The 23,761-nt window shown below is 43.4% G+C and carries 20 protein-coding genes, 1 tRNA gene and 1 pseudogene; 8 read left to right on the top strand and 14 right to left on the bottom strand.

All coding sequences use genetic code 11. The annotated features are described in order from the left end of the window. The coding region (locus tag B4K11_RS14085) for a tRNA-queuosine alpha-mannosyltransferase domain-containing protein (protein ID WP_292959444.1) at positions 1-1,020 on the bottom strand (1,020 nt) is incomplete at its 3' end. Positions 1,021-1,290: 270 nt separating this feature from the next. Between B4K11_RS14085 and B4K11_RS14090 the strand changes: the two are divergent. Continuing rightward, positions 1,291-1,878: pseudogene (locus B4K11_RS14090) on the top strand (YiiX/YebB-like N1pC/P60 family cysteine hydrolase). A gap of 47 nt (positions 1,879-1,925) precedes the next feature. Here the strand turns inward: B4K11_RS14090 and B4K11_RS14095 are convergent. The 6 genes from B4K11_RS14095 to nfuA form a co-directional block, all read right to left on the bottom strand. Beyond that, a complete protein-coding gene (locus B4K11_RS14095; protein ID WP_292950655.1) occupies positions 1,926-2,396 on the bottom strand; it encodes a DM13 domain-containing protein in 471 nt (156 codons plus the stop codon). A 92-nt stretch (positions 2,397-2,488) separates the two neighbouring features. Further along, entirely contained in the window at positions 2,489-4,369 is a 1,881-nt protein-coding gene (locus tag B4K11_RS14100) for a SurA N-terminal domain-containing protein (RefSeq protein ID WP_292950657.1), read from the bottom strand. A 76-nt stretch (positions 4,370-4,445) separates the two neighbouring features. Then, positions 4,446-4,522, bottom strand: a tRNA-Asp gene (locus B4K11_RS14105). A gap of 30 nt (positions 4,523-4,552) precedes the next feature. Next, positions 4,553-4,828: an HU family DNA-binding protein gene (locus B4K11_RS14110; protein ID WP_007020114.1), complete on the bottom strand. Its 276-nt coding sequence runs from the start codon at positions 4,826-4,828 to the stop codon at positions 4,553-4,555. A 130-nt stretch (positions 4,829-4,958) separates the two neighbouring features. Further along, entirely contained in the window at positions 4,959-7,382 is a 2,424-nt protein-coding gene (lon, locus tag B4K11_RS14115; protein WP_292959445.1) for an endopeptidase La, read from the bottom strand. Between the two features lie 264 nt (positions 7,383-7,646). Continuing rightward, positions 7,647-8,240, bottom strand: coding sequence for a Fe-S biogenesis protein NfuA (nfuA, locus tag B4K11_RS14120; RefSeq protein WP_292956027.1), 594 nt, complete (start codon positions 8,238-8,240; stop codon positions 7,647-7,649). Between the two features lie 196 nt (positions 8,241-8,436). Here nfuA and B4K11_RS14125 point away from each other — a divergent pair, with 196 nt between their 5' ends. Both B4K11_RS14125 and B4K11_RS14130 read left to right on the top strand, forming a co-directional pair. Next, positions 8,437-9,765 (top strand): MATE family efflux transporter, encoded by a 1,329-nt coding sequence (locus tag B4K11_RS14125; protein ID WP_292956024.1) that lies wholly within the window; start codon positions 8,437-8,439, stop codon positions 9,763-9,765. A gap of 136 nt (positions 9,766-9,901) precedes the next feature. Further along, positions 9,902-11,080 (top strand): cation:proton antiporter, encoded by a 1,179-nt coding sequence (locus B4K11_RS14130; RefSeq protein WP_292956022.1) that lies wholly within the window; start codon positions 9,902-9,904, stop codon positions 11,078-11,080. 23 nt (positions 11,081-11,103) lie between these two features. On the opposite strand, the gene B4K11_RS14135 is transcribed toward B4K11_RS14130, so the two are convergent. Then, positions 11,104-12,093, bottom strand: coding sequence for a glycosyl transferase family protein (locus B4K11_RS14135; protein ID WP_292956020.1), 990 nt, complete (start codon positions 12,091-12,093; stop codon positions 11,104-11,106). Between the two features lie 179 nt (positions 12,094-12,272). On the opposite strand from B4K11_RS14135, the gene cobS reads away from it, so the two are divergent. The 3 genes from cobS to B4K11_RS14150 all read left to right on the top strand — a co-directional run bounded on the left by cobS (position 12,273) and on the right by B4K11_RS14150 (position 15,082). Next, complete coding sequence (gene cobS / locus B4K11_RS14140; RefSeq protein ID WP_292956017.1) at positions 12,273-13,034, top strand: adenosylcobinamide-GDP ribazoletransferase; 762 nt, start codon at positions 12,273-12,275, stop codon at positions 13,032-13,034. A 72-nt stretch (positions 13,035-13,106) separates the two neighbouring features. After that, positions 13,107-14,462 (top strand): 23S rRNA (uracil(1939)-C(5))-methyltransferase RlmD, encoded by a 1,356-nt coding sequence (gene rlmD, locus B4K11_RS14145; RefSeq protein WP_292956014.1) that lies wholly within the window; start codon positions 13,107-13,109, stop codon positions 14,460-14,462. Next, complete coding sequence (locus B4K11_RS14150) at positions 14,462-15,082, top strand: pseudouridine synthase (protein ID WP_292956011.1); 621 nt, start codon at positions 14,462-14,464, stop codon at positions 15,080-15,082. The genes rlmD and B4K11_RS14150 overlap by 1 nt, the downstream gene beginning before the upstream one ends. A gap of 75 nt (positions 15,083-15,157) precedes the next feature. On the opposite strand, the gene B4K11_RS14155 is transcribed toward B4K11_RS14150, so the two are convergent. The 3 genes from B4K11_RS14155 to dapA all read right to left on the bottom strand — a co-directional run bounded on the left by B4K11_RS14155 (position 15,158) and on the right by dapA (position 18,472). Continuing rightward, complete coding sequence (locus tag B4K11_RS14155) at positions 15,158-16,135, bottom strand: D-2-hydroxyacid dehydrogenase (RefSeq protein WP_292956008.1); 978 nt, start codon at positions 16,133-16,135, stop codon at positions 15,158-15,160. A 66-nt stretch (positions 16,136-16,201) separates the two neighbouring features. Beyond that, entirely contained in the window at positions 16,202-17,584 is a 1,383-nt protein-coding gene (gene bamC, locus B4K11_RS14160; RefSeq protein ID WP_292956005.1) for an outer membrane protein assembly factor BamC, read from the bottom strand. Between the two features lie 12 nt (positions 17,585-17,596). Then, the gene (gene dapA / locus B4K11_RS14165; RefSeq protein ID WP_292956002.1) at positions 17,597-18,472 is read right to left on the bottom strand and encodes a 4-hydroxy-tetrahydrodipicolinate synthase; all 876 of its coding nucleotides are present in this window, start codon (positions 18,470-18,472) and stop codon (positions 17,597-17,599) included. Between the two features lie 302 nt (positions 18,473-18,774). On the opposite strand from dapA, the gene B4K11_RS14170 reads away from it, so the two are divergent. Next, the gene (locus B4K11_RS14170; protein WP_292955999.1) at positions 18,775-19,242 is read left to right on the top strand and encodes a peroxiredoxin; all 468 of its coding nucleotides are present in this window, start codon (positions 18,775-18,777) and stop codon (positions 19,240-19,242) included. Between the two features lie 23 nt (positions 19,243-19,265). Here B4K11_RS14170 and B4K11_RS14175 read toward each other — a convergent pair whose 3' ends face one another. Then, on the bottom strand, positions 19,266-20,348 hold the full coding sequence (locus tag B4K11_RS14175; RefSeq protein ID WP_292955996.1) for an AI-2E family transporter: 1,083 nt from the start codon (positions 20,346-20,348) through the stop codon (positions 19,266-19,268). 12 nt (positions 20,349-20,360) lie between these two features. Then, complete coding sequence (locus B4K11_RS14180; RefSeq protein ID WP_292955993.1) at positions 20,361-20,597, bottom strand: sulfurtransferase TusA family protein; 237 nt, start codon at positions 20,595-20,597, stop codon at positions 20,361-20,363. A 150-nt stretch (positions 20,598-20,747) separates the two neighbouring features. Here B4K11_RS14180 and B4K11_RS14185 point away from each other — a divergent pair, with 150 nt between their 5' ends. Further along, complete coding sequence (locus B4K11_RS14185) at positions 20,748-22,184, top strand: M48 family metalloprotease (protein WP_292955990.1); 1,437 nt, start codon at positions 20,748-20,750, stop codon at positions 22,182-22,184. 51 nt (positions 22,185-22,235) lie between these two features. Here B4K11_RS14185 and nadA read toward each other — a convergent pair whose 3' ends face one another. Then, complete coding sequence (gene nadA, locus B4K11_RS14190; RefSeq protein WP_292955987.1) at positions 22,236-23,288, bottom strand: quinolinate synthase NadA; 1,053 nt, start codon at positions 23,286-23,288, stop codon at positions 22,236-22,238. Positions 23,289-23,761: the final 473 nt, after the last annotated feature.

Here is a 23,761-nt window from a genome sequence, read left to right on the forward strand (position 1 = left end):
GTTAACCCCCGCCTGCTTATTCTTGATCAACGTTTGTAAAGTCGCGGCCAATGACACAGCTTCATTTTCAACCTGATTAACGTTTTTATCGAAAGATTCATAGCGACACTCTATAGGGAAAAGCTCGGTATAGGCTAAACGATCAGGTACAACTGGGTACGCACCTGCTGCGGCGCCTTCTAACACAGCAATACCTTGATAATCATGTAACGCTGTTGATAACACCACATCTGATTGCTGAAGCAATGCTTGATATGCACTGCGAGATTCCATATAACCCCAATGACCAATCTTAGACCCGAGCTGAGTTTTTAGCTGCTCAAACTGCTTCGGTATTTTCCTAAACTGCTGACCCACAACATGCAGGGTAAAATCGACACCCGCTTGATCCAATTTAATCATGCTATCAAGCAGGAGCTGCGGGTTTTTATCAAACTCCCAACGATGGTTCCAAGTGATATGGAACTCACCCCTGCGCCCTTTATGGTCCAGAAAGCTATCCTCATTTAAGGGCACCGGCAACACGCATGAACGTTCTTCTATGCGTTCGACAATACCTGCTGGAACATGATCAGGAAGCTTAGCCAACAGTGCTTCAGCACCCTCTAGTAGCGTCCTACGGTTGTATTCACTATTGAAAAGACAATAATCCGCGGACAACGCTGTGTAGAGGTTGAGTATGCAGGGCCCAACACTTTTAAACTCTTTACCTGAACTAGGATAGGCAAACTGGTTTTCGTGGAAATACACAAGCGTAGGCGTATTTGCCAAGGATGGAACAAACCCTCTCAGCGATGACAGATCCGTCATTGAGGTTGCAATAACAAGATCATAGGGCTTGGACAAGGTTTCTGCTTCGCCAAAGGCCCAGCTCAAACTATTACCACGCATACGCCAGCTGAAATATCGCCCTGGCAAGCTTAATACTGTCCATTCATGCTCGGGCAGATTTCGCACTAATCCTTCCCGCCAATAGATATGGCTATCAGCATCATAAGCAGACAAAAGAAGAATACGCATGAAAAATCACTCTGAAGGAATAGAAGCGCCACATTGTACGCGTTAGCTTTGCACTTGTTTAGATAGCGGGTATTAAGAATAGCATTGCATACAAGTAGAACTTTACTGGGTCATTTTTTATGAAATCCCTACCAAAAGCATCAACAGATAATACTTTGAAGGCTTCTTTGGTGATAACACTGTAAAAAAACAATACTAGCTCCATACAAAACGGGCAAACGATATACCGATTAATCCACTGCCACTTTATAAGAGAATTAGGAGTTAAAGATGCACGACTATCAATTAGACCTGCTAGAACATGAAGTAAAGAGCAAGATTAGCGAAGGCGATATTATTTTTATCTCGATTGATAGTTTCCTATATCGCCAAGTTGCCAAAGGAACAGGAAGCTGGACATCGCATGTGGGCTTTATCGTCCGCGAAAATGATCAATGGTATGTGATGGAAAGCGCAGTTCCTACAGTAACTCGCTGCCCACTACGTAAGTTCTTAGCCCGCACCACCGATAATGAAGTCAGCATCATGCGTGTAAAAGGTGGACTCACTCAAATACAGGTGGAGTAGCTAAAAAAGGCAGCAACCCCAAGAATGGGCAAGTTTTATCATTTAGGCTTTAAATTTGATTCAAAAAGACAGTTTTGTTCGAAGTTTGTTTACTTAACATTTAAAGAAGCACTTGGACTAGAAATTGGCAAGGTACAGACACTGGAAGCATTACTAGAAGAAAACCCGCAAGCCAGTGTTAACTTTTGGCGCTGCTGGTATTTTGGCATGATACCTTGGCAACGAAAAACGATTACACCTGCTAGCCAGCTAGTTGATCCGCAATTAATGACAGTTTTAAGCACCCGCTAACAAGCGGGCGCTTAAAACCTAAAACGAACTCATTTAGAAATAGCAGCTCATTTATAAGAAGCTGCTGTAATAAACTGAGAAAAGGCCTCACACCAAATAATCACGGTTGAGTAGCTGGAAACATCAACCGTACTTGGAACAGGCACCACGAAATTGGTAAAGGTTTTGATATCTGCCACCTGCACCATTTCACTCTTATTTTTAAGAAACTCAGCTTCGGTCTCAATGAACTTTGTCGATAGGTAGAGTTTATAATCAGGACCGGGCGCTAATTTCCCTTCTAACGCGATCTGCTGCTGACCTACCAGCACTCGCCCCTCACCCCAGTGCAAGAAATCACTATCTTTAAGTGATTTGACGAACTCGCCTTCATACTCACTTTGAGTCTTCGCTGTAGCCATCGTCTCTTGCGTTGGCGCAGGCGCGTCAATCAATACAGGCAGGATATAAATACCACCAGCGAAGCCCATAGCGGCCACCATCATATGCGTTATCAAAAGAACAATAACCTTTTTCATATCTCTACCTTGCTATAAAACTATTCCATAAAGAAAACATAACACATAAAAAAACCACCCGAAGGTGGTTTTTTTATGTCAGTAAATCGTAATTATAAACGCTCAATTTCCGCTTTAGATTTCAATTCAGCGATATAGTCCTGATAAGACTGCTGACCCTTACGGCTATTTAGCATCATACTCATGTACTTCTGCTCTTCAGCCAATAATTCAGTTTCTGCCTCAGTCACTTTATCAAGTGCAATGATTGCTTTGCTACCATCCACCATATCAACAGATGCAAAACTAACATTGCCTGCTGGCTTAGGAAGCTTGAATGCAGCAGCACGTAGCTCTTGTGCGATACCCGGTTGATTACGAGTAACATCGGTATGAGTGCTTATCTCATTACCTAGTGCAACAGCTTCAAGTGTTTCACCTTGCTCTAACTTAGCAACAATCTCGTCGGCTTGAGTATTTAATGCCTCAGCTACTTGCTCTTCAAGCAGAATGCCTTTGATCGATGCTGATACTTCTTCAAGAGACTTTTCACGAGGACGTTGATGCTCAACGATACGCAACACAACAACACGACCCGAATCTAGCTCAACAGGGGAACTGTTTAGGCCTTCGCTAATTAGCTCTTCATCAAAGGCAACGTTAATTACTTTTGAGTTAGAGGTGATTTCAGCTTCATTGCCACTGCGAGAGAACAGCCCAGACTTTTGAATTTCAAGACCTAATACTTCAGCAGGCTCAACCAGATCACCCGAAGAGAAAGAGATATCAGCTAAACGTTCTAGCTGTGATACATATTCTTCCTCAGAAAGCTGAGTGACTAAGTCCGCTTCAAGTTCCCCTTTCGCTTCATCGAAAGATGGAATTTCAGTCGCTACTACATCTAAAAGTTTGATGATGTGGTAACCAAATTCAGAGCGTATAGCCGGTGTTGTTTTATTCACTTCGAGAGCGAATAAAGCATCTTCAAATTCAGAAGAGAAAACACCTTTCTCATTAACACCTAAATCACCGCCCATTTCAGCTGATGATGGGTCATCCGATTCGGTTTTTGCTAGCTCTTCAAAGCTCTCGCCCGCAGCCAAACGCTCAACAATGCTGTCAGCTTTTTGCTTAGCGGCAGCATCATCTTGCTGATCAGAGATTTCGATTAAGATATGCGCTGAATGACGTAGCTCTTGAGCCTGAAAATTATCAACGAGCAACTGATAAGCATTTTGCAGTTGATCATCCGACACTTTAATTTCAGCTTGCAATGCAGAGCGTTCAAGAAGCAAATATTCAATCGCAACCTGCTCATCTGTTAAGAACTGAGCACTATTCGCATCAAAATACTCAGCCACATCTTCATCACTTACCGTTAAGGAAGTACGAAGTTCATCTGCGGATAAGGTGAATGCACGAATGTCTCTTTTTTGACCGTCAAGCTGAGCAATCGTCTTTAATTCAGACGGTAGCGTAAATGCAGATAGCATAAACGCAACACGCTCTTGCTCTGTAACCTTCTCTTTACGCAGAAGGTCACGATACATAAGTGGTGTCAGGCCGGCGTTTCTTAACGCTACTTCAAACTGCGTACGATTAAATACACCGTCCTGTTGAAAATCTGGAGTGGTTAATATCAGCTGATCAATCATACCATCAGAGAAACTAAGTCCTTGATCTGAAGCTGACTGTACAAGAATTGATTGTTCAATAAGCCCTTCAAGGACCATATTGCTGATTAGGCTATCATCAAGCGCTGCTGGGTCTGCATCGTCTCCCATCTGGGATAGCATCTGTCTACGCTGAAGCTGTACACCCTGCATGAATTCTTGTTGACTGATTTCTTCGCCGTTGACTGTTGCTGGCGCGTTACTTCCCGCTGTTAAGCTGACAAGTGATTCAACACCAAATAAAGCAAACGTAACCGCAATCAAACCAACAATTATTTTGGCGACGATTCCCTGAGAATTATCCCGAATGGACTGTAGCATTATGCCCTAATACCCCTGGCAATTTTTTAGGCAAAAAAAAAGCGCATTCAATAAAGAATGCGCCTTTCTTCATTTTTGGCGGAACGGACGGGACTCGAACCCGCGACCCCCTGCGTGACAGGCAGGTATTCTAACCAACTGAACTACCGCTCCTTAGAAGTAAGATCGTGACGCGATCAGATCTTACTTATTAACTGCGTCTTTTAAAGCCTTACCAGGTTTAAAAGTTGGCAGTGTCGCAGCGGCAATCTCAATTGGTTTGCCTGTCTGCGGGTTGCGACCTGTACGAGCTGCGCGCTCTTTTACAGAAAATGTGCCGAAACCTACAAGTGCTACAGAGTCTCCGTTCTGTAGAGCACCAGTAACTGCTTCAAGAGTCGCATCAAGTGCACGACCAGCAGCTGCTTTAGGAATGTCGGCTGAAGCTGCGATAGCGTCGATCAGTTCAGACTTATTCACGTTGTTCCCCTTTAATAGATCATTATTTTTAGTTTTCGTAATCCATGCCCAGCAAGATGGTAAGCATTTATACCAAGTGGCAGAAAGGGGTGTCAAGACAACTTAAGCACCTTTCTACCCCTTATGAATACTAATGTGGCTTTATTTGCTCCGGCTCAGCTTTTGCAGCCTTTTTCTTCGTAGAAGCCACTTTTTCATCATCTTGCTCTAACGGTTTTGGCTGATACTTAAGTGCTATCTCTAACACCTCATCAATCCATTTAACCGCCTTAATATCTAGATCCGCTTTGATATTGTCAGGAATTTCCTTCAAATCGCGCTCATTTTCATGTGGGATAATTACAGTTTTAATCCCGCCACGATGCGCTGCAAGCAGTTTCTCTTTCAATCCACCTATAGGTAAAACTTGACCTCGCAAGGTAATTTCACCCGTCATTGCCACATCTGCCTTGACCGGAATATTGGTCAAAACCGATACTAAAGCAGTACACATTCCAATACCCGCACTCGGCCCATCTTTTGGTGTAGCGCCTTCAGGTACATGAATATGTACATCTTGTTTCTCATGAAAATCTGATGCGATTCCTAAAGAACCTGCTCGATTTCTCACAACAGTTAATGCCGCTTGGATTGATTCTTTCATGACATCACCAAGGCAACCTGTGGTTACCTGACGCCCTTTACCCGGCACAACCGCTGTTTCTATACTTAGAATTTCGCCGCCAACTTGAGTCCATGCTAAGCCCGTCACAAGACCTACTTGATCCTGCTCTTCAGCAATACCAAAGCTGTGCTTACGCACGCCGCTGTATTGCTCAAGTTCATCGGTGCCTATAACAATTGTTTCTGACTTTTTCGCCAGCGCTAATTCCTTAACAACCTTACGGCATAGCTTAGCGATCTCTCTCTCTAAGCCACGAACACCCGCTTCGCGCGTATAGTAGCGGATAAGCCCAGTAATGGCACTATCTGTAATCTCTACTTCGCCCTTTTTAAGGCCATTATTTTTAAATTGTTTCTCTACAAGGTAGTTTTTAGCAATATTTAGCTTTTCATCTTCCGTATAGCCTGGAATACGTATGATCTCCATACGGTCCAGCAATGGCCCCGGAATGTTCATTGAGTTAGAAGTACAGACAAACATCACGTCTGACAGATCGTAATCAACCTCTAAATAATGATCATTAAAGCTACCATTTTGTTCAGGGTCTAAAACCTCAAGCAATGCGGATGCAGGATCGCCGCGCTGATCCATACCCATTTTATCGATTTCATCGAGTAGGAAAAGAGGGTTTTTAACGCCCACTTTAGCCATTTTCTGTAACAGCTTACCCGGCATAGAACCAATATACGTACGACGGTGACCACGTATTTCAGCTTCATCACGAACGCCACCTAATGCCATGCGAACATATTCACGGTTAGTTGCACGCGCAATAGAACGACCCAATGAAGTTTTACCTACACCTGGAGGTCCAACCAGACATAAAATCGGGCCTTTAAGCTTTTTAACACGCTTTTGAACAGCCAAATATTCAAGAATACGATCTTTTACTTCTTCAAGGCCGTAGTGATCTTGATTTAGGATTGTTTCCGCACGCTTCATGTCGTGACGTACTTTAGAGCGTTTTGACCACGGGATCGATAACATCCAATCCACATAACCACGCACAACCGTTGCTTCTGCCGACATAGGCGACATCATTTTAAGCTTGTTATATTCAGCCATGGTCTTATCAAACGCTTCCTGAGGCATTTTAGCCGCAGCAATACGCTCTTTAAGCTCATCCATATCATTAGTGCCGGATTCATCAAGATCGCCCAGCTCTTTTTGAATGGCCTTCATCTGCTCATTCAAATAATATTCGCGCTGACTTTTCTCCATCTGCTTTTTAACACGGCCGCGAATACGCTTCTCAACTTCGACCAAGTCAATTTCAGATTCCATCAACGCCATCAGATGCTCAAGACGCTCTTTATTGCATAGCATCTCTAGAATTTGCTGCTTCTCTTCAAGTTTAAGAGACATATGCGCTGCAATCGTGTCCGCAAGACGTCCTACATCATCGATATTCTGTAGAGATGTGAGTACTTCTGAAGGGATTTTCTTATTGATTTGTACGAAACGCTCAAACTGCTCAAGCACTGTACGCTTGTAGAGTTCTTCTTCAGACTCAGTTAATTCTTCTATTGATAGAACAGAGGCCTGAGCTGTAAAGAATCCATCATCTTCACTTAGATTAGAGATCGTGGCTCGATAATCACCTTCGACTAAAACCTTAACCGTACCGTCAGGTAGTTTCAGCATCTGTAAAACAGATGCCACGGTTCCGATTGCAAATAGATCTTCTGCTAAAGGTTCATCATCAGAAGCATTCTTCTGAGCAACAAGCAGGATCTCTTTCTCACCAGCCATTGCCGCTTCAAGCGCTTCAATTGATTTTTCCCTACCTACAAATAAAGGGATAACCATGTGCGGATAAACGACTACGTCTCGTAAAGGTAAAACGGGTAATTCAATAACTTCTGACTGAGATTCGTCATGTTGAGTCATTATGCAAAAGCCTCATCAAACAGGTCCGCGATGGTCTGCGGATAAATTCTATTAAAACGCGATTAAAGGTTACATGGGGGTCTTAGTTTATAAATGCAACCTACTATTAAAAAATTTGTTGCGTTCAAGAGGGTTTAGGTACCGGTTAGATTCCTTAACTTAACAACCTTCGTTAAATAAAGAACCTCCTTAATCTTATAGCAGCATCAAGGTATCGAGACAATTACAAAAAGGGGAAGTCACTCCCCTCTCAATAAGTTGGCATTACTTATAGTAAGCGTTTTCTCTAACACTGTGATCAGTTACATCACGAACACCAACTAAGTCAGCAATACGCTCAATCAAAGTAGCTTCAACGCCGTCTTTAAGTGTCATATCTACCGCACTACAACCCTGGCAACCACCGCCAAATTCAAGAATTGCAATCTGGCCGCCTTCCTCTTCAACCACTTCCATAAGCTTCACTTCACCACCGTGAGACGCAAGGCCTGGATTAATTTCAGAGTAAAGAATGTAATTAATCTGCTCATTAATAGGGCTATCAGGTGAAACCTTAGGCACTTTGGCGTTAGGTGCTTTAATCGTTAACTGCCCACCCATACGATCTTTTGCAAAATCGACATTTGCTTCATCTAGGTAAGGTACGCTGGTATTTTCAATATAAAAACGCAGCTTAGACAACTCCATCACTTCATCATCTTCGATGATTTCATCAGGTCGGCAATAGGCTAAACATGTTTCTGCATAAGAAGTACCAGGCTGGGTTACAAACATACGTACAGCCATGCCTTCAACATCTTGCTTACTAAGAAGCTCTACTAAATAATCTTCTGCCGCTTCTGTTACGATAATATTCATACGTTATCCTGATTAGACTCAATCTTATATACCCCTAGGATACACTCAAACTAATTCCGAGTAAATTGATCAACTATTAACCAAACCCTTTAATCCCACAGACTTTAGCCGCATTACTGAGACTGTTTAAATGTTAAATTCCTTCGGTTAAGGGCTAGAGAATCTGATAGAATCATCTTTTTTTGTATCAGAATTCATGTCCACATTCATCCAACAGAAAACAATTCTAATCTTAGGATTACCGATTATTGCCGGCATGCTCTCCCAGAGCGTGCTGAACTTGATCGATGCGGCACTTGTTGGACAACTCGGAGCAGCCTCACTCGCCGGTGTCGGTATCGGCAGTTACGCGAACTTTGTCGCCATTAGCCTGATACTTGGCCTATCCTCAGGAGTGCAAACTCTTGTTGCAAGAAATCGAGGCCAAGGCCTTCACGATGATGCTGCCACCCCGGTACATTGGGGGCTTCTAATCTCGTTTGCGTTTGCCCTCCCCCTTAGCATCCTTTACATCACTTTTTCCGATTCTATCGTTTCTTTCTTGTCAGAGGACTCAGCGGTAGAGGACATTGCAACGTCTTACTTTGATTATCGTACTGCTGCGATGCTAGCTGTTGGCCTGAACCTTTCATTTAGAGGTTGGTGGAATGGTAACAAAACACCGATGACCTATTTTAAAGTCTTACTGTTCACTCACATACTCAATATTGCTGTCAGCTACTGCCTGATTTTTGGTTATTTGGGTATGCCCAAAATGGGGGCTCCGGGTGCTGGGCTCGGAAGTGCTATTGCCCTTTATGCCGGCGCTATAATCAACGCCTTTTTCGTCTACAAAAATGCAACGACAGCGGGATTCTTCCGTTGGCGCCCTCAAGGGTTATCAAATCTAAACCGGCTAATTCGCTTATCGTTCCCACACTCTCTTCAGCAGCTCTCTCTGGCGTTATCTATTTGTATACTGATATGGATAATCGGTCAGCTTGGTACTAATGATCAAGCTATCGCCCATGTACTTATTAATTTGTCTCTATTTTTAATTCTACCTGCGGTGGGGTTTGGCGTGGCTTCCACATCACTTGTCAGTCACGCGTTAGGAGAGAATAAGACTCTGGAAGCTTTAAATTGGGGCTGGGCGGTTCTTAAAACAGCATTAGGGTTTATGCTTCTTTTAAGCATTCCTTTATGGCTTTTTCCTGAAACTATTTTAACTCTATTCCTGCAATCAGACGCCTTGATCCAAAAAGCCGCAATATTATTACAACTTACCGCCTTAGCGATCTGCCTAGATACCGCCACCATTGTATTAACTCAATCGCTATATGGCGTTGGCGCAAACCGAACCGTACTCGTTATTTCAACCTGTGCGTTGTGGGGTTTCTATCTTCCTCTCGCTTGGCTATTTGGCCCCATACTAGGTTATGGTTTATTTGGCATATGGATTGTCCAAATCATATATAGAGCTGGCTCATCTCTTATTTTTATCCATATATGGCGACAACAGAATTGGCAAAAAATCCGGTATTAAATCATTACACCCGATCATAGAGAGCCACAACATTTAATATCTCAGATCATTATTTCTTCTAACTGCGCTTTTATCTTATTGAATAAATTCATTTAAACTATTCTAATGTAGGTAAGAAAATAATAGGGTTCTTTTGATGGCTGAACAGTCACTGGTTTTTTCATTCTTTTTAATTTTCACTGGCGCAGCCATCGTAGCGTCATTAGCTCTGTATACCCGACAACCTCTTTTAGTTGCTTATATCGTCCTTGGTGCTTTTCTGGGTCCTTATGGACTTGAAATGGTCACGGACACTAAGCTTCTATCTGAAATTTCCCATATCGGTATTATCTTTTTGCTCTTTCTACTTGGCTTAGATATGCAGCCATCCCACCTGATTCATATGCTAAAGAGGGCAACATTGGTTGCAATTGCCAGCTCTATGCTATTTTTTGCTATGGGCTATGGTGTGGGTTTTAGCTTTGGCTACACACAGACTGAAGCGATGATTATCGGTGCTGCGGTCATGTTTTCTAGTACGATCATCGGCATTAAACTATTACCCACAACCGTGTTACATCACCGGCGTACAGGTGAGCTAGTAGTGGGTCTATTACTGCTGCAAGACGTTATCGCTATTATGGTCCTTTTGTTCCTCTACAGTGGAACCGGCGACTCTGCTCAAGGCGACACTTTAACGCAGTTTATAAAAACACTGATCGCCCTCCCCCTCATCATTGGCGGGGCATTCATTTTCGTCAAATATATACTACTTAAATTAATTCAGAAGTTTGACCGTTTTCACGAGTACATTTTTCTATTAGCGATTGGCTGGTGCCTAGGTCTGGCTGAGATCGCAAACCTTGCAGGCCTTTCAGCAGAGATTGGCGCTTTCGTTGCTGGAGTTTCAATCGCAACCAGCCCTATTTCTCAATATATAGCTACGAGCCTTAAGCCACTCAGGGATTTTTTCCTTATTCTGTTTTTCTTCTCGATCGGAGCGAGTTTCAATTTATCTTTAGTCGGTTTAATCGCCGTACCAGCGATTATATTGGCAATACTCGTACTGAGTTTAAAACCGATTATTTTCCGTTTCTTACTTAGCAGAAATAGTGAATCAGCCTCACTGGGCTGGGAGGTAGGCTTTCGTTTAGGACAGATCAGTGAATTTTCATTATTGATAGCCTATATCGCAGCCGGCTCAATGATGATTGGGGAGGAAGCGTCACATGTTATTCAAGCAACAGCTATCCTAACCTTCCTACTATCAAGCTATATCGTCATCTTTAATTTCCCTTCACCTATAGCGGTATCGGATAAATTGCGCCGTGATTAACGGCGCATAACACTAGAAGCGAATCACCCAAACAGAGAGATTTGTCTGCTTTCCCATAGCTTTTCAGAACGCGCGAGCAGGTCGTGCTCGTCACTTTCATCACCTAGAAGCCTTAACATAACCGCCATGGTAGAGATGATGGCCTTCTCTCCATACTCGTGCTGAACATCCCCCTTCCATACAGAAAGCAGAACTTGTGGATCTAACTCGGCCTCTTTAACAAAACGCTTGGGGACTATGCGTTTCCAGTCATATTCTTTGAGCTCTCCATTTTCGACCCACTGCAGTAAGCACTCTGCATCGGGGCGAATCTCAGCCTCCCCACCATCACCCTTCATCGTTAGATTTCGCTGCTCACCTAACAACTGAGCCGTTTGCTGATGCATAGGCCCATACGCAGGGTGAAAAACCCCATCAATACTCGCTGGCGCCCTTAGAGGGTTCAACATTCTACACAGCGTATGTACCGGCGATCGCAGGCCAAGTATAGGACGTAGCTGAATGATCTCTCCTAGCGGAGGACAAAAGCTGTCAACCGACATGTAAGCAAAGTTAAGTCGGCACAGTTCGGCATCAACATCAGCCCAGCTTTCACAAGGCTTCAAGTTAAATAGGCTCAACATATCTTCTACATAGATTCGTCCGGGGGTATGCCCTTTAGAGCCATGCATAAAGACTCTGTAACCATGACTGGCCAAACATAAGGCAACCAAAAGGTACCAAGGGTGGCGATTCTTTTTGCCTGCGTAGGTCGACCAATCTAGATCCGCACGTATTTCTCGTCCAACGGCATAGCGTGTACGGACAGCATCAGCAAACCCAGCCAACTCTTCTGGTGCTTCTTCTTTCACTCTAAGCAACATGAGAAAAGCGCCCAACTGCTCTGGCCTGACCTTCCCATCAAGTATCATACCCATGGCTTGAGCGGCCTCTTCACGTGTCAGTGAACGAGTACCTGTCTTACCTTTTCCGAGAATCCGAACGAACGGTGCAAACTTATGCTCTTCAATCATCTGTTACTTCTAACCTTGGCCTTTGCAAAAGGAATTAATACGCTAAAATCAATCTCTACTATCGCATTTTACGTGTAAGCTTACGAAAAAATCTAGAAACAAGGCCTGCCAATTCATCTTTTCACTGGCCTTGTTAAAAACAATTCATTTTCAATATATGTATTTGGACTTACATTCTAATGAAATCATATCCTCGCCAACTACATCTTTTCTTTAATGCTCTCACCTATTATACACGCTTTAATGCGCCCTCTTGGGTCGAGTTCTCAGCAGAAAGTCAGGCTCAATCAAACAGGTATATTACCTGGATCGGCTTGCTTGTTGGTGCTTATACGGCACTTATTTACTGGTTGGGCAGTTTTATCCTGCCAGATAGTATCGCCATCATTCTCTCCATGGCTACCAGTATTTGGATGACCGGAGCCCTGCATGAAGATGGATTAGCAGACAGTTGCGATGGTTTTGGTGGCGGCTGGGATAAACAGCGTATATTAACCATTATGAAAGACTCGCACTTAGGTAGCTACGGTGTGATTGCTCTATTACTTGTCCTACTCTTGAAATACAACGCCCTGCTTAGCGTTGAAGAAACATTTCTTGTAATCATCATAGGTCACTGCATAAGCCGTTTTTATCCACTGCTAATCATTTACAACGGTAAATATGCTGGAATTGAAGAGCAAAGCAAAGCCAAAGTCATGACGGCCCAACTTAGTAAAACGGACTTATTTGTTGCAGCACTTCCCGTTTTAATATGCTTTTCTTTTGCTCCTTGGACTTATTTAAGTGTTGTATTGCCGTTACTCTTTATCACAGTATGGCTTACTGCGTATTTTCGCACTTGGATCGGAGGTTATACGGGGGACTGCTTAGGTGCTTGCCAACAATTAATAGAATTAACCATCTATATTTGGTTTTGCCTACCTTGGTTTATCAGTTAGCGTATATCAATAGACTCATTCTCTGCTAAAATCGCCGCCTCATACGTAGATGAGCTTTGTTGAGACAAAATAATGAACCGTAAGAAAAGCCTTTTTAATCGCCCTTCTAAGTCCAAGACAAAGTCATCCAAAAAAGCTATCGACTATCCTGAAGTCATTGATGTCGTCGGACTAAGTCATGAAGGTAGAGGCATAGCTAAACACGAAGGAAAAACCCTTTTTATCTCGGGGGCACTTCCTGAAGAACAAGTACGTTTTGAATTAGACGCCAAACATCGCCGTTACGATGAAGCGACTTGCACTGAGATAGTCACCTCTTCCGAACATCGTGTAGCCCCGTACTGTGAATATTATGGCCGCTGTGGTGGGTGCGATCTACAACACCTAGACCATGCTGAGCAGATCACAACAAAGCAAACCTTAGTGACTGAGCAACTACGTAGGCTCGGTAAATTTGAGCCCTCCTCAACCGAAGAGCCTATTACCAGCCAAAGCTGGAATTACCGCAGAAGCTGTCGACTAGGAGTCAACCAGCTCACCCGTGATGGCAGTGCCATCGTAGGATTCCGCAGAAAGGGCAGTAGTAAACTGATCAAAATTGAACACTGCCCAATACTAGCCGAACCTTTAGACAAAATTCTAAACGAACTACCAGCAGTACTGGAAACGAGCGGGAACTTTAAAGAGATTACCCATGCAGAGATCAGTATGGGTGACACGGAAGGTGCTCTAACCCTAAGAGTTAAGAAGCGCCCTAAGGATGCATTAGCTGAACGTTTGAACCAGCTAGCTGAAAAACACAACTGCCGTCTCTATTTCGATTACGGCCAGCATATTGAAGCATTTGAAGCAGAGGCTGCTTTAAGCTATAAAATCAGCGATACAGCAACCGAGATTGCCTTCAAGCCAGGTGATTTCATCCAAGTAAACGCACGGGTTAATGAAAAAATGATCAGCCGGGCACTCTCTTGGTTACAACTCGATAAGGACGATCGGGTGTTAGATCTATTTTGTGGAATCGGTAATTTCACACTTCCAATAGCTAGCCAAGTAAACCGCGTAGTGGGTATAGAAGGCGTCGAGGAGATGGTTGATAGAGCGAGAATTAATGCCTCCAACAACAAGCTGGATAATTGCGAGTTTTATAAAGCCAATTTAACCCATGACCTTCGCGCTATGCCTTGGTACAAACAAGGGTTCAATAAGATCCTGTTAGACCCCCCACGTACAGGTGCACTTGAAATCATCAAGCAGCTTGAGCAGCACGCTCCTGATATGGTTCTTTATGTTTCCTGCAACCCCGCAGCACTTGCCCGCGATGGTGCAGAACTCATCTCTCAAGGTTATAAGGTGACTAAGTTTTGTGTAATGGATATGTTTCCACACACGTCACATGTCGAATCCCTAGCACTTTTCGAGCGCACATAATGGTCGATATAATCTACTCTGATAGTTCGCTTGTTATAGCAAACAAACCTTGGGATATGCTTTCTGTCCCTGGACGCGGTGAAGATAAACAAGATTGCTTATGGAGACGCGTACAGGCTGAATTTCCCACAGCTAGAGTCGTTCATCGACTCGATTACGCAACATCAGGGCTCATGGTCTTAGCACTAACACTTGAAGCCCAAAGAGATATCAGCCGAAGCTTTCAAGAACGCAAAACAGGCAAGCTTTACCAAGCGATAATCTCAGGTAAGCCATCCGAAAAGCAAGGCAGTGTAGACCTTCCATTAATTTGTGATTGGGAGAATCGGCCGTTACAAATTGTCGACCACGAACATGGTAAAAACGCATTAACCCACTGGAAGGCAACAGGTGAAGACAGTAGAGGTACGCGAGTTGAACTCACACCGATTACTGGACGTTCGCACCAACTTAGGGTTCATATGCAGGCGATGGGGCACCCTATCATTGGAGATCGATTCTACGCTGATGAAGATAGCAAAGCCCTTTCTGATCGTTTACTTCTTCATGCTGAGCGTTTGTCCTTCCCCCACCCTGAAACAGGAAAGGTTGTAGAGTTCACTGTGCCCTGCCCTTTTTAATCACTCTTTGTAATCGCTCTTTTTAATGACATGACCTATGAGCTGATTCTAACCGGACTGTTTTAATGCTTTAAACTAAACAGTCCGAATTGAACGACCTTCCATGAAGGCTTTAATATTTTCAGCTGTCTGCTGGATAATTCGCGTTCTTGCCTCAACACTGCCCCAAGCTATATGAGGTGTCAGGATTAGGTTTGGAATATTAGGGGCGAGCAGTGCATTTCCACTTTTTGGTGGCTCAACGGTCAGCACATCAACAGCGGCCCCAGCTAAGACGCCATTTTTTAGTGCTTGCGCCAAATCAGCTTCATTAACAATACCGCCTCTTGCTGCATTAATTAGAAATGCCCCCGGCTTCATTTTTTCCAAAACGGCGTGATCAAATAAATTATTTGTCTCATCGGTCAAAGGGCAATGTAGGCTAATCACATCCGCCTGCTCCAGAAATTTAGCAAAAGGCAATCTCTGAGGCGGCGCCTGATCTAATCCTTGTGTTTGCTCACCTTGTGTTTGCTGACCTATCTTTTGGCAAACAATCACATTCATACCGAATGCTGCTGCCACTTTGGCTACCGCCTTACCTAAACTACCGTATCCGATAATTCCAAGAGTGCGGCCACTTAACTCGACAATGGGATGAGTTAAAAAACAGAACTGATCTGACTTTTGCCACTGACCGTTATTCACATCAGAAGCGTAGCTTAATAAGTTCGTATGCAGTGCTAAGATCAGAGACCAAACATGCTGTGCTACTGAATCTACACCGTAAGCAACGCAGTTAGATACAGGAATCCCCAATTCTCTCGCCGCATCCCTATCAATGACATTAGTGCCAGTAGCCGTCACAGAGATAAACTTTATCCCTTTAGCCGCGGATAAAACTTTTCGAGTTAGAGGGGTCTTATTGGTAATCACAATATCAAACCCTTCAATGCGGTTTGCAATCTGCTCCACTGGCGTTAAATCATAGCAAACCAATTCATCGACAAGCGCCTCTATGGCGTGTAAATCCAATGAATCTAGGCCTTTTAAATCCAGAATAACTGCACGCATAAGCTCTAAACCTTTTTAAAGATCATAAAAAAGGGCCATAAAGGCCCTCTCACTTAATCTGCTATATCAACTTCTTGGAAGATTTTCTTTGATCGTCCAGAGAATCTCTTCTGCAATGATAGCAGGCGCATCTCCGCCCTCATTAGAGAGAACACTCAGATAAACACCTGTGCGGGTTCTAATAAGCTTCAGCTGATATTGACCAGTATGTTCATATTTCTGAGTAGCCTGGTTGTATACGCCAGACTCTTCACCGCCAAAGATATAAATAGGCTTACCGGCAAACCAAATCTTGTAACCTTTCTGGTTCGCTTCATCTAATGGATCAATCAGAGAATCACCCGCCTCTTGGGATTCAAGACCATTTAAATAAGCTGCTGTCTTACCACTGGTATAACTAATCCCTTCAGAATCATCTCCACCCACACCTAATGCAGCAGAAATTGTGCTCGTGTCTAAGGAAATAGAACCTCGGTCAGAGTGAAGCCATTCAAAAAAGCCCATCTCTTCGACATTTTCAAAAGGTGTCGACGTAGTATAAGTCATATAGAAGTAGCCCGTTGACGCATCGCGGGTACCTACATCTAAATCACCTTTATCTAACGCTATATTAAGCTCTTTCCAAGCTGCATCGATATCCGTATTAAGCTTAAGTACTGGATTGCCGCGAGAATCTCGACCTAGCTGCGTACCAACGCGTCGCTGCTCCTGAAAAGCAATCAACGTCTGAGCACTGCGCTCACCCGTAGCCTTACCCAAGTAACGCAGCATCTCAAACATCATGTCAGACTTATAGCTGACCGCTCTAGCTTGGCTATCCCAATCCACCTCAGCACCCTCTTCCTCTTCAGAGAAACGTGTATGCTGCATGGCAATAGAAGTACGAGTCGGATCACCATCAACAGGCTTTAAGCTCACTTGAAGCTTATCCTTAGTCGCGCCTGGAATATCCTGGAAGGTTAAATGCTTCACCCAAGTATCGACAAAACTTAACTCTTTGGCATCATGATGCATCCATTGCGTTTCCATAACCCCCTGGCGAGGATCGGACTTAACAATATCAATGCCATTAAACTGCCAAAATTCCTGTAGTTTAACCCATACGTTTGTAATGCCTTCATCAACGATAATAACTTTATCACCGTTTTCACGCTTCAAACTTACCGATTCACTACCAGACTCAGCATAGAAAAACTCTGGGCGAGGAACGATAAATTCACCCGTACGCGCCGTTGCCACAGAGCTTAGCTCTGACACTTTTAGAGAGTCCTCTGTCGTCTTCGCATTTAAGTGCTCTGGCACTTCTAAGCGAGAACCTGTCTCTGCTAACTCATAGTCTTGACTTCGATCGCGAACAATTCCGCTATCGCCATAAATAGGGTTGTCATCTAAAACGCTACACCCTGTCATCAAAAAGCCAACGACAGAGATAGATAATATTTTTTTCATTCTAAGGACCGCTTAAATAATTTCACTACTACGCAACGCATCACGCACAGTCGCATGATAGTTATCAGCCAATACAGTCAGTGGTAGTCGAATACCAAGCCCCATCAACCCCATTTCAGCCATTGCCCATTTAACAGGAATCGGGTTAGCTTCTACGAATAAATTGTCGTGCAATGGCATAAGGCGCTCTTGTAAGGCACGCGCTTCATCCGCTTTACCCGCCATCGCCAACTGACATAGCTCTGCCATCTCAGCTGGTGCCACGTTAGCTGTCACAGAGATATTACCTTGACCACCGGCAATCATTAACTCAACAGCTGTCGCATCATCACCAGAATAAATAGCAAAATCAGCCGGAGACTGTTCAATTAATAGACGCGCACGATCTAAATCACCGGTCGCCTCTTTAACACCCACGATATTTTTGACGCTGGCCAAACGGAGCACTGTCTCTGGCAACATATCGCAAGCCGTACGGCCAGGAACGTTATATAGAATCTGATCAATATCAACCGCTTCTGCAATCGCTTTATAATGCTGATACAACCCTTCTTGGGTGGGTTTGTTGTAATAAGGCGTCACCAACAAACATGCATCAGCACCTACATTCTTAGCCTCACGAGTTAACTCAATCGCTTCAGACGTAGAGTTAGCCCCAGTACCAGCAATAACAGGTATACGCCCTGCAACACGATCAACAATACGTTTAATGACCTGACAGTGCTCATCGCAGTTTAAAGTAGCTGACTCACCCGTAGTGCCAACAGCGACAATAGAATCTGTGCCCTTATCCAGATGCAGGTCTACGAGTTTATCGAGGTTTTCCCAATCGATATCGCCGGTAGTATGCATCGGGGTAACAAGAGCAACAATGCTGCCAGTAATCATTTTTTTCTCCATGAGATTAATATCAGGTTTGCCATGCACAAATTACTCTGACGCATTGCGCATTACAACCTTAAAACTTTACAATCGAGCATCTACTATCTGAAAGTAAGACTTCATTAGCAAGAGCCCAGTAATTTAATACATTAACGATACCAAAACTATTGAGGCTTACGAGTTTATTTAACTTTGACTCGTTAAAAATTGCCCTCTTAAAATCCAAATAACCATTGGTATCGTAAAAAGACCGTTATTCTATACGATTTTGTACTTTGTTGAGTAGCCATCATCACTAAGGATTTACTATGAGCAGCGTTTCAATTGATAAAAAAGTGCCATCTTTCACCTCTGAAGCAACAAGTGATCTAACAATCAGCCTATCCGAGTTAAAAGGGCAGAATGTTGTCATCTACTTTTACCCAAAAGACAGCACACCAGGATGCACGACCGAAGGGCAAAACTTTAGAGACTCAATCAATGAGTTTAAAGCCGCTAACACGGTTATTTTTGGTGTATCACGCGATAGCTTAAGAAAGCATGAAAACTTCAAAGCGAAACAGGAGTTTCCTTTTGAACTGATCAGCGACCCAGATGAAACCTTATGCAAACTTTTTGATGTGATCAAACTGAAGAAAAACTATGGCAAAGAATACATGGGCATTGAACGCTCGACGTTCTTAATTGACGCTGAAGGCGTTCTTAAAAACGAATGGCGCGGCGTTAAAGTAAAAGGACATGTGGAAGAAGTTCTAGCAGCGGCCCAAACCATCTAAAGGCCCATTTAATAAAGCAGCACTTATGTGCTGCTTTCTTCTACCTCTACAGTCGGCGCTTTTGATTTAGGCCAAGCATTTATTACCGCTTTGAAAAGTGTTGCAAGTGGTATCGCAAAAAACAGCCCCCAAAACCCCCAAACGCCACCAAATACCAGCACCGCTACGATAATCGCAACCGGATGAAGATTAACGGCTTCTGAAAAGAGTAATGGAACTAATACATTACCGTCCAGCGCCTGAATAACACCGTAAGCGACCATCAAGTACATGAACTCATTGCTCCAGCCCCACTGGAAGAAACCAATCAAGGCAACCGGGAGCGTCACTAATGCCGCACCGATGTAAGGAATCAAGACAGATAAACCAACTAAAATAGCCAGCAACGCTGCGTAGTTAATACCTAAGAATATAAAAGTAATATAAGTGACCACACCCACTACGATAATTTCAATCACTTTACCGCGAATATAATTAGCAATCTGGCCATCCATCTCGACCCAGATATTAGTCAGCATATCGCGCTTTTCAGGCAAAAATGAGATCCACCATTTCGAAAGAGAGCCGCCATCTTTGAGGAAAAAGAAAACTAGAATTGGCACTAAAACAAGGTAGATAAGCAACGCAATAATGCTAGTAATAGAGTTTAAAGAGAATGTGACAACCCACTGCCCCATCTGAGAGAGTTCAGCCGCAGCCAAGTCAATCAACTCAAGAATTCGTTGCTCAGATATAAACTCAGGGTATCTTTCAGGAAGCAGCAATAAGACAGACTGAGCCTGAGACAGTATCCCAGGAAGCTCATTAAAGAGATTAACGGACTGTCGCCAAGCCAGCGGCATAACAATAAATAATAGTGCAGCAACACCACCGATAAACGCTAAGAAAACCAAAACAACTGAAACGATATGCGGTACTTTATGCTTTTTAAGTCGGTTTACCCCGCCCTGCATTAAAAACGCCAAAATAATACCTGAGAAAACCGGCGTTAACGCCTGACCTAACGTTATAATAACAAGCAGCGCAGCCGCTAAAAGAACGAAGAAAAGCAGCGCTTCTTCATCAGAGAAATAACGTTCGACCCACTTACTTAGTATTTTACGCATCGACGCTCTTATCTAACCTCTTCTGATAATATAAACGTAAGGTTCTTTATCAGTGAACGATTCCAACAATTCATGGTCTGATTGATCAGTGAAGGCTTTAAAGTCACGAATAGACCCACTATCCGTCGCAATCACTTTCAAAGTACAGCTGGATTCCATTTTATTAAGCGCCTGCTTAGCCTTCAAAAGAGGCAAAGGACAGTTTAAACCGGAAGTATCCAGCGTTTGGTCGATTTCGTATTGGCTCATTAGTGTTTTTCTTATTTTTAATAATCTAAAACGTTTATAAAAAAGGACGAATAACGTTTTTTAACATAATTTTCATTGTCGAACTCAATGTAGTTGAGCACTATATAACATTATCGTTTACATTAGCACGGGCTTTTTCGGATACAACATATGCGCAACCTTTGTCAGTTTTTATTATTTTCTGTCATTTTATACATGCAGCCCATCAGCTTACATGCTGATTCTCAATTACCTAGCATTGGAAGTAGCGGATACAGTGTTATCTCTCCCCAGCAGGAATATCAGCTTGGCAGAGCTTGGGTACGTGTTTTGAGAGGTAGCACACGCCTCTATGACGATGCAGTGGTTAGCCAATATGTTGAAGACCTTACCTGGAGCTTGGTGACCCATAGTCAGCTTTCAGATCGCAGAATAGAGGTTGTTGTTTTAGATAATCCTACAGTGAATGCCTTCGCAGCTCCCGGCGGAATTGTAGGTGTTCACACGGGTCTTTTGATTACCGCGCTCAACGAAGCTCAACTCGCCTCAGTTCTTTCTCACGAATTAGCTCATTTAAGCCAACGTCACTTTGCAGCACAGCTAGAAGAGCAACGACGAAACCAACCTCTATTTATTGCATCTTTACTGGGCAGCATCCTGCTAGCAGCCGTTGATACCGAGGCAGGCATTGCCGCTATGCAAGGCTCCATGGCTGCATCAACCTCATCCAGACTATCCTTTAGCCGTCAAAATGAGCGCGAAGCCGATTACATTGGTATGCAAACTCTCATACAAGCGGGTTATTCTCCAACCGAAATGGCCGAGATGTTTGCACAGTTACAAAAGGCAGCTCGCTTTAGCCGTGTCCCCCCTGAATTTTTACTCACTCACCCGGTCACTCAAGCGCGTATTTCCGATTCTTTAAATAGAGCACAAAACTTTAAGGGGATGGCGCAAAAAGAGAATACTATTTCATTTGATATAGCGAAGATTCGCATTCAAGTGAATTATGCTAAAGACCTTAAAAAGCTACTCGCTAATTATATAAGTCATCTTGAAAAATACGCTAACGACAGCACATATTATGCCGTTGCTTATGCTGCAATTAAGAATAAAAAGTTTGAAATAGCTCGTCAGCATATGAATAAATTCACAAAGGCTTTTAAGACAAAGTTAAGCGCTCGCCTTTTAGAAGCTGAATACTATATCGCTAAAGAAGAATTAAATAAGGCGGATAAAGTCCTCTCAACACTAATGTCAGTATATCCCGGCAGCCATGCTGTCAGCTTTATCTATGCCAAGAATTTATTGCTATTAAACAGACCAGATAAAGCGTCTCGTGTTTATCAAGATCTGGTTAAAAATAACCCAAATGACAGCCGTGCCTGGTATCTACTAGCCGAATCTTATGGACTAGAAGGCAACATAGTCGGTGTACATGAAGCGCGCATCGAATACTTTTTACTAACAGCCAATATAGATACCGCACTTCGCCAGATCGAATATGCCCTTAAAGAGCCAGGCCTAACGAACAATGAGCGAGCACGCATAGAACAACGCAAAGAAGATGCTAAAACGATACGCCAGTCTCTAGAATTTGACCTATAAAAAAAATCCCGCATTGCGGGATTTTTTTCGACTGTAAATTGGTAGATTTTTTTATTTAATAAGCTGCGCGGAGAAATCTAGCATACGCTGTAATGGTTTACGCGCATCGACAATTAAAGAGTCATCCACATGGATCTCATCCTGCCCAGTTTCTAGGGCATTCAGCACGCTCTCTAGACCATTCATTGCCATCCAAGGACAATGAGCGCAACTACGACAAGTCGCACCTGAACCGCCTGTAGGGGCTTCAATAAACTGCTTACCCGGTGCAGCCTGCTGCATCTTGTAAAAGATTGCATTATCTGTCGCAACGATAAACTGCTGATTAGGCAAATCTCTAGCCGCATTAATAAGCTGGGTTGTTGAACCCACAGCATCTGCTATTTGGACAACAGAATCAGGAGATTCTGGATGAACTAAAACAGCAGCATCTGGATAGACGTTCTTAATATCTAAAATGCCTTTTGCTTTAAATTCATCGTGCACAATGCAGGCACCATCCCACATCAGCATTTCAATGCCAGTCTGTCGCTGAACGTATGTACCTAGATGCTTATCAGGCGCCCAAATAATCTTTTTACCCTGCTCTGCCAAATGCTCAACAACATCTAACGCGATGCTCGATGTTACGACCCAATCAGCACGCGCCTTAACTGCTGCTGAGGTGTTGGCATAAACAACCACTTCATGATCTGGATGTGCATCACAAAAAGCGGAAAACTCTTCGATAGGGCAACCAATATCTAAAGAACAGGTCGCCTCAATTGTAGGCATAACGACACGTTTTTCAGGCGTAAGAATTTTTGCAGTCTCACCCATAAATTTCACGCCCGCAACAACAAGTGTACTGGCAGAATGAGCATTACCAAAACGCGCCATCTCAAGAGAATCAGATACGCAACCACCCGTCTCATCAGCCAGTTGCTGCAAGATAGGATCAGTGTAGTAATGCGCTACAAGACACGCATCTTTTTCTTTCAGTAACTGCTTAATACGGGTTTTATATTCATCCACTTGCTCAGCGGTCATATCCAATGGCAAATGTTCTTTTGCGAAATGCTCCTGCACGAGGATGCGATCTGAAATATCCTGTTTGCTCAACATGTGATGTCTGTACTCATAAATCAAGGTATGAAACGCTACTTAAACTCACCAACCAACAGCAGCATGACCGTTCAGCTCGTTATGAACGGAAAAAATGATTATATCACAGAGAACAAAAAGCAAACGAGTTCGAAATAATAGATTTAGGCATGAAATCAATCGCGAGGAAAATTAATAGAAAGCAATATAGCAAAGGAAATGCTGGCTCTGCCTTGTAAATCGGAAAGAAAAACCTCGCTCAGAGGCTGAGCTCCAACAAATAAATTGCAGGCATAAAAAAACCAGCTCGAAGGCTGGAGTTTTTAAGTGGCTGAACGTAAGAGGCGTATAGGGTTACTATCACCCTTAGCGCGCCCTTTGGTTTACACCGCAAACTCCCATATTTATAGATGATAGTTTTCTACAGGCTTCGCCCTCCGAATCGAGCCTTTTAAATCAATAAGTGACGTGGTTCGCTCCACATAAAAAGCAAA

The sequence above is a fragment of the Neptuniibacter sp. UBA6509 genome, from assembly GCA_002435145.1.
Lineage (GTDB): Bacteria > Pseudomonadota > Gammaproteobacteria > Pseudomonadales > Balneatricaceae > Neptuniibacter.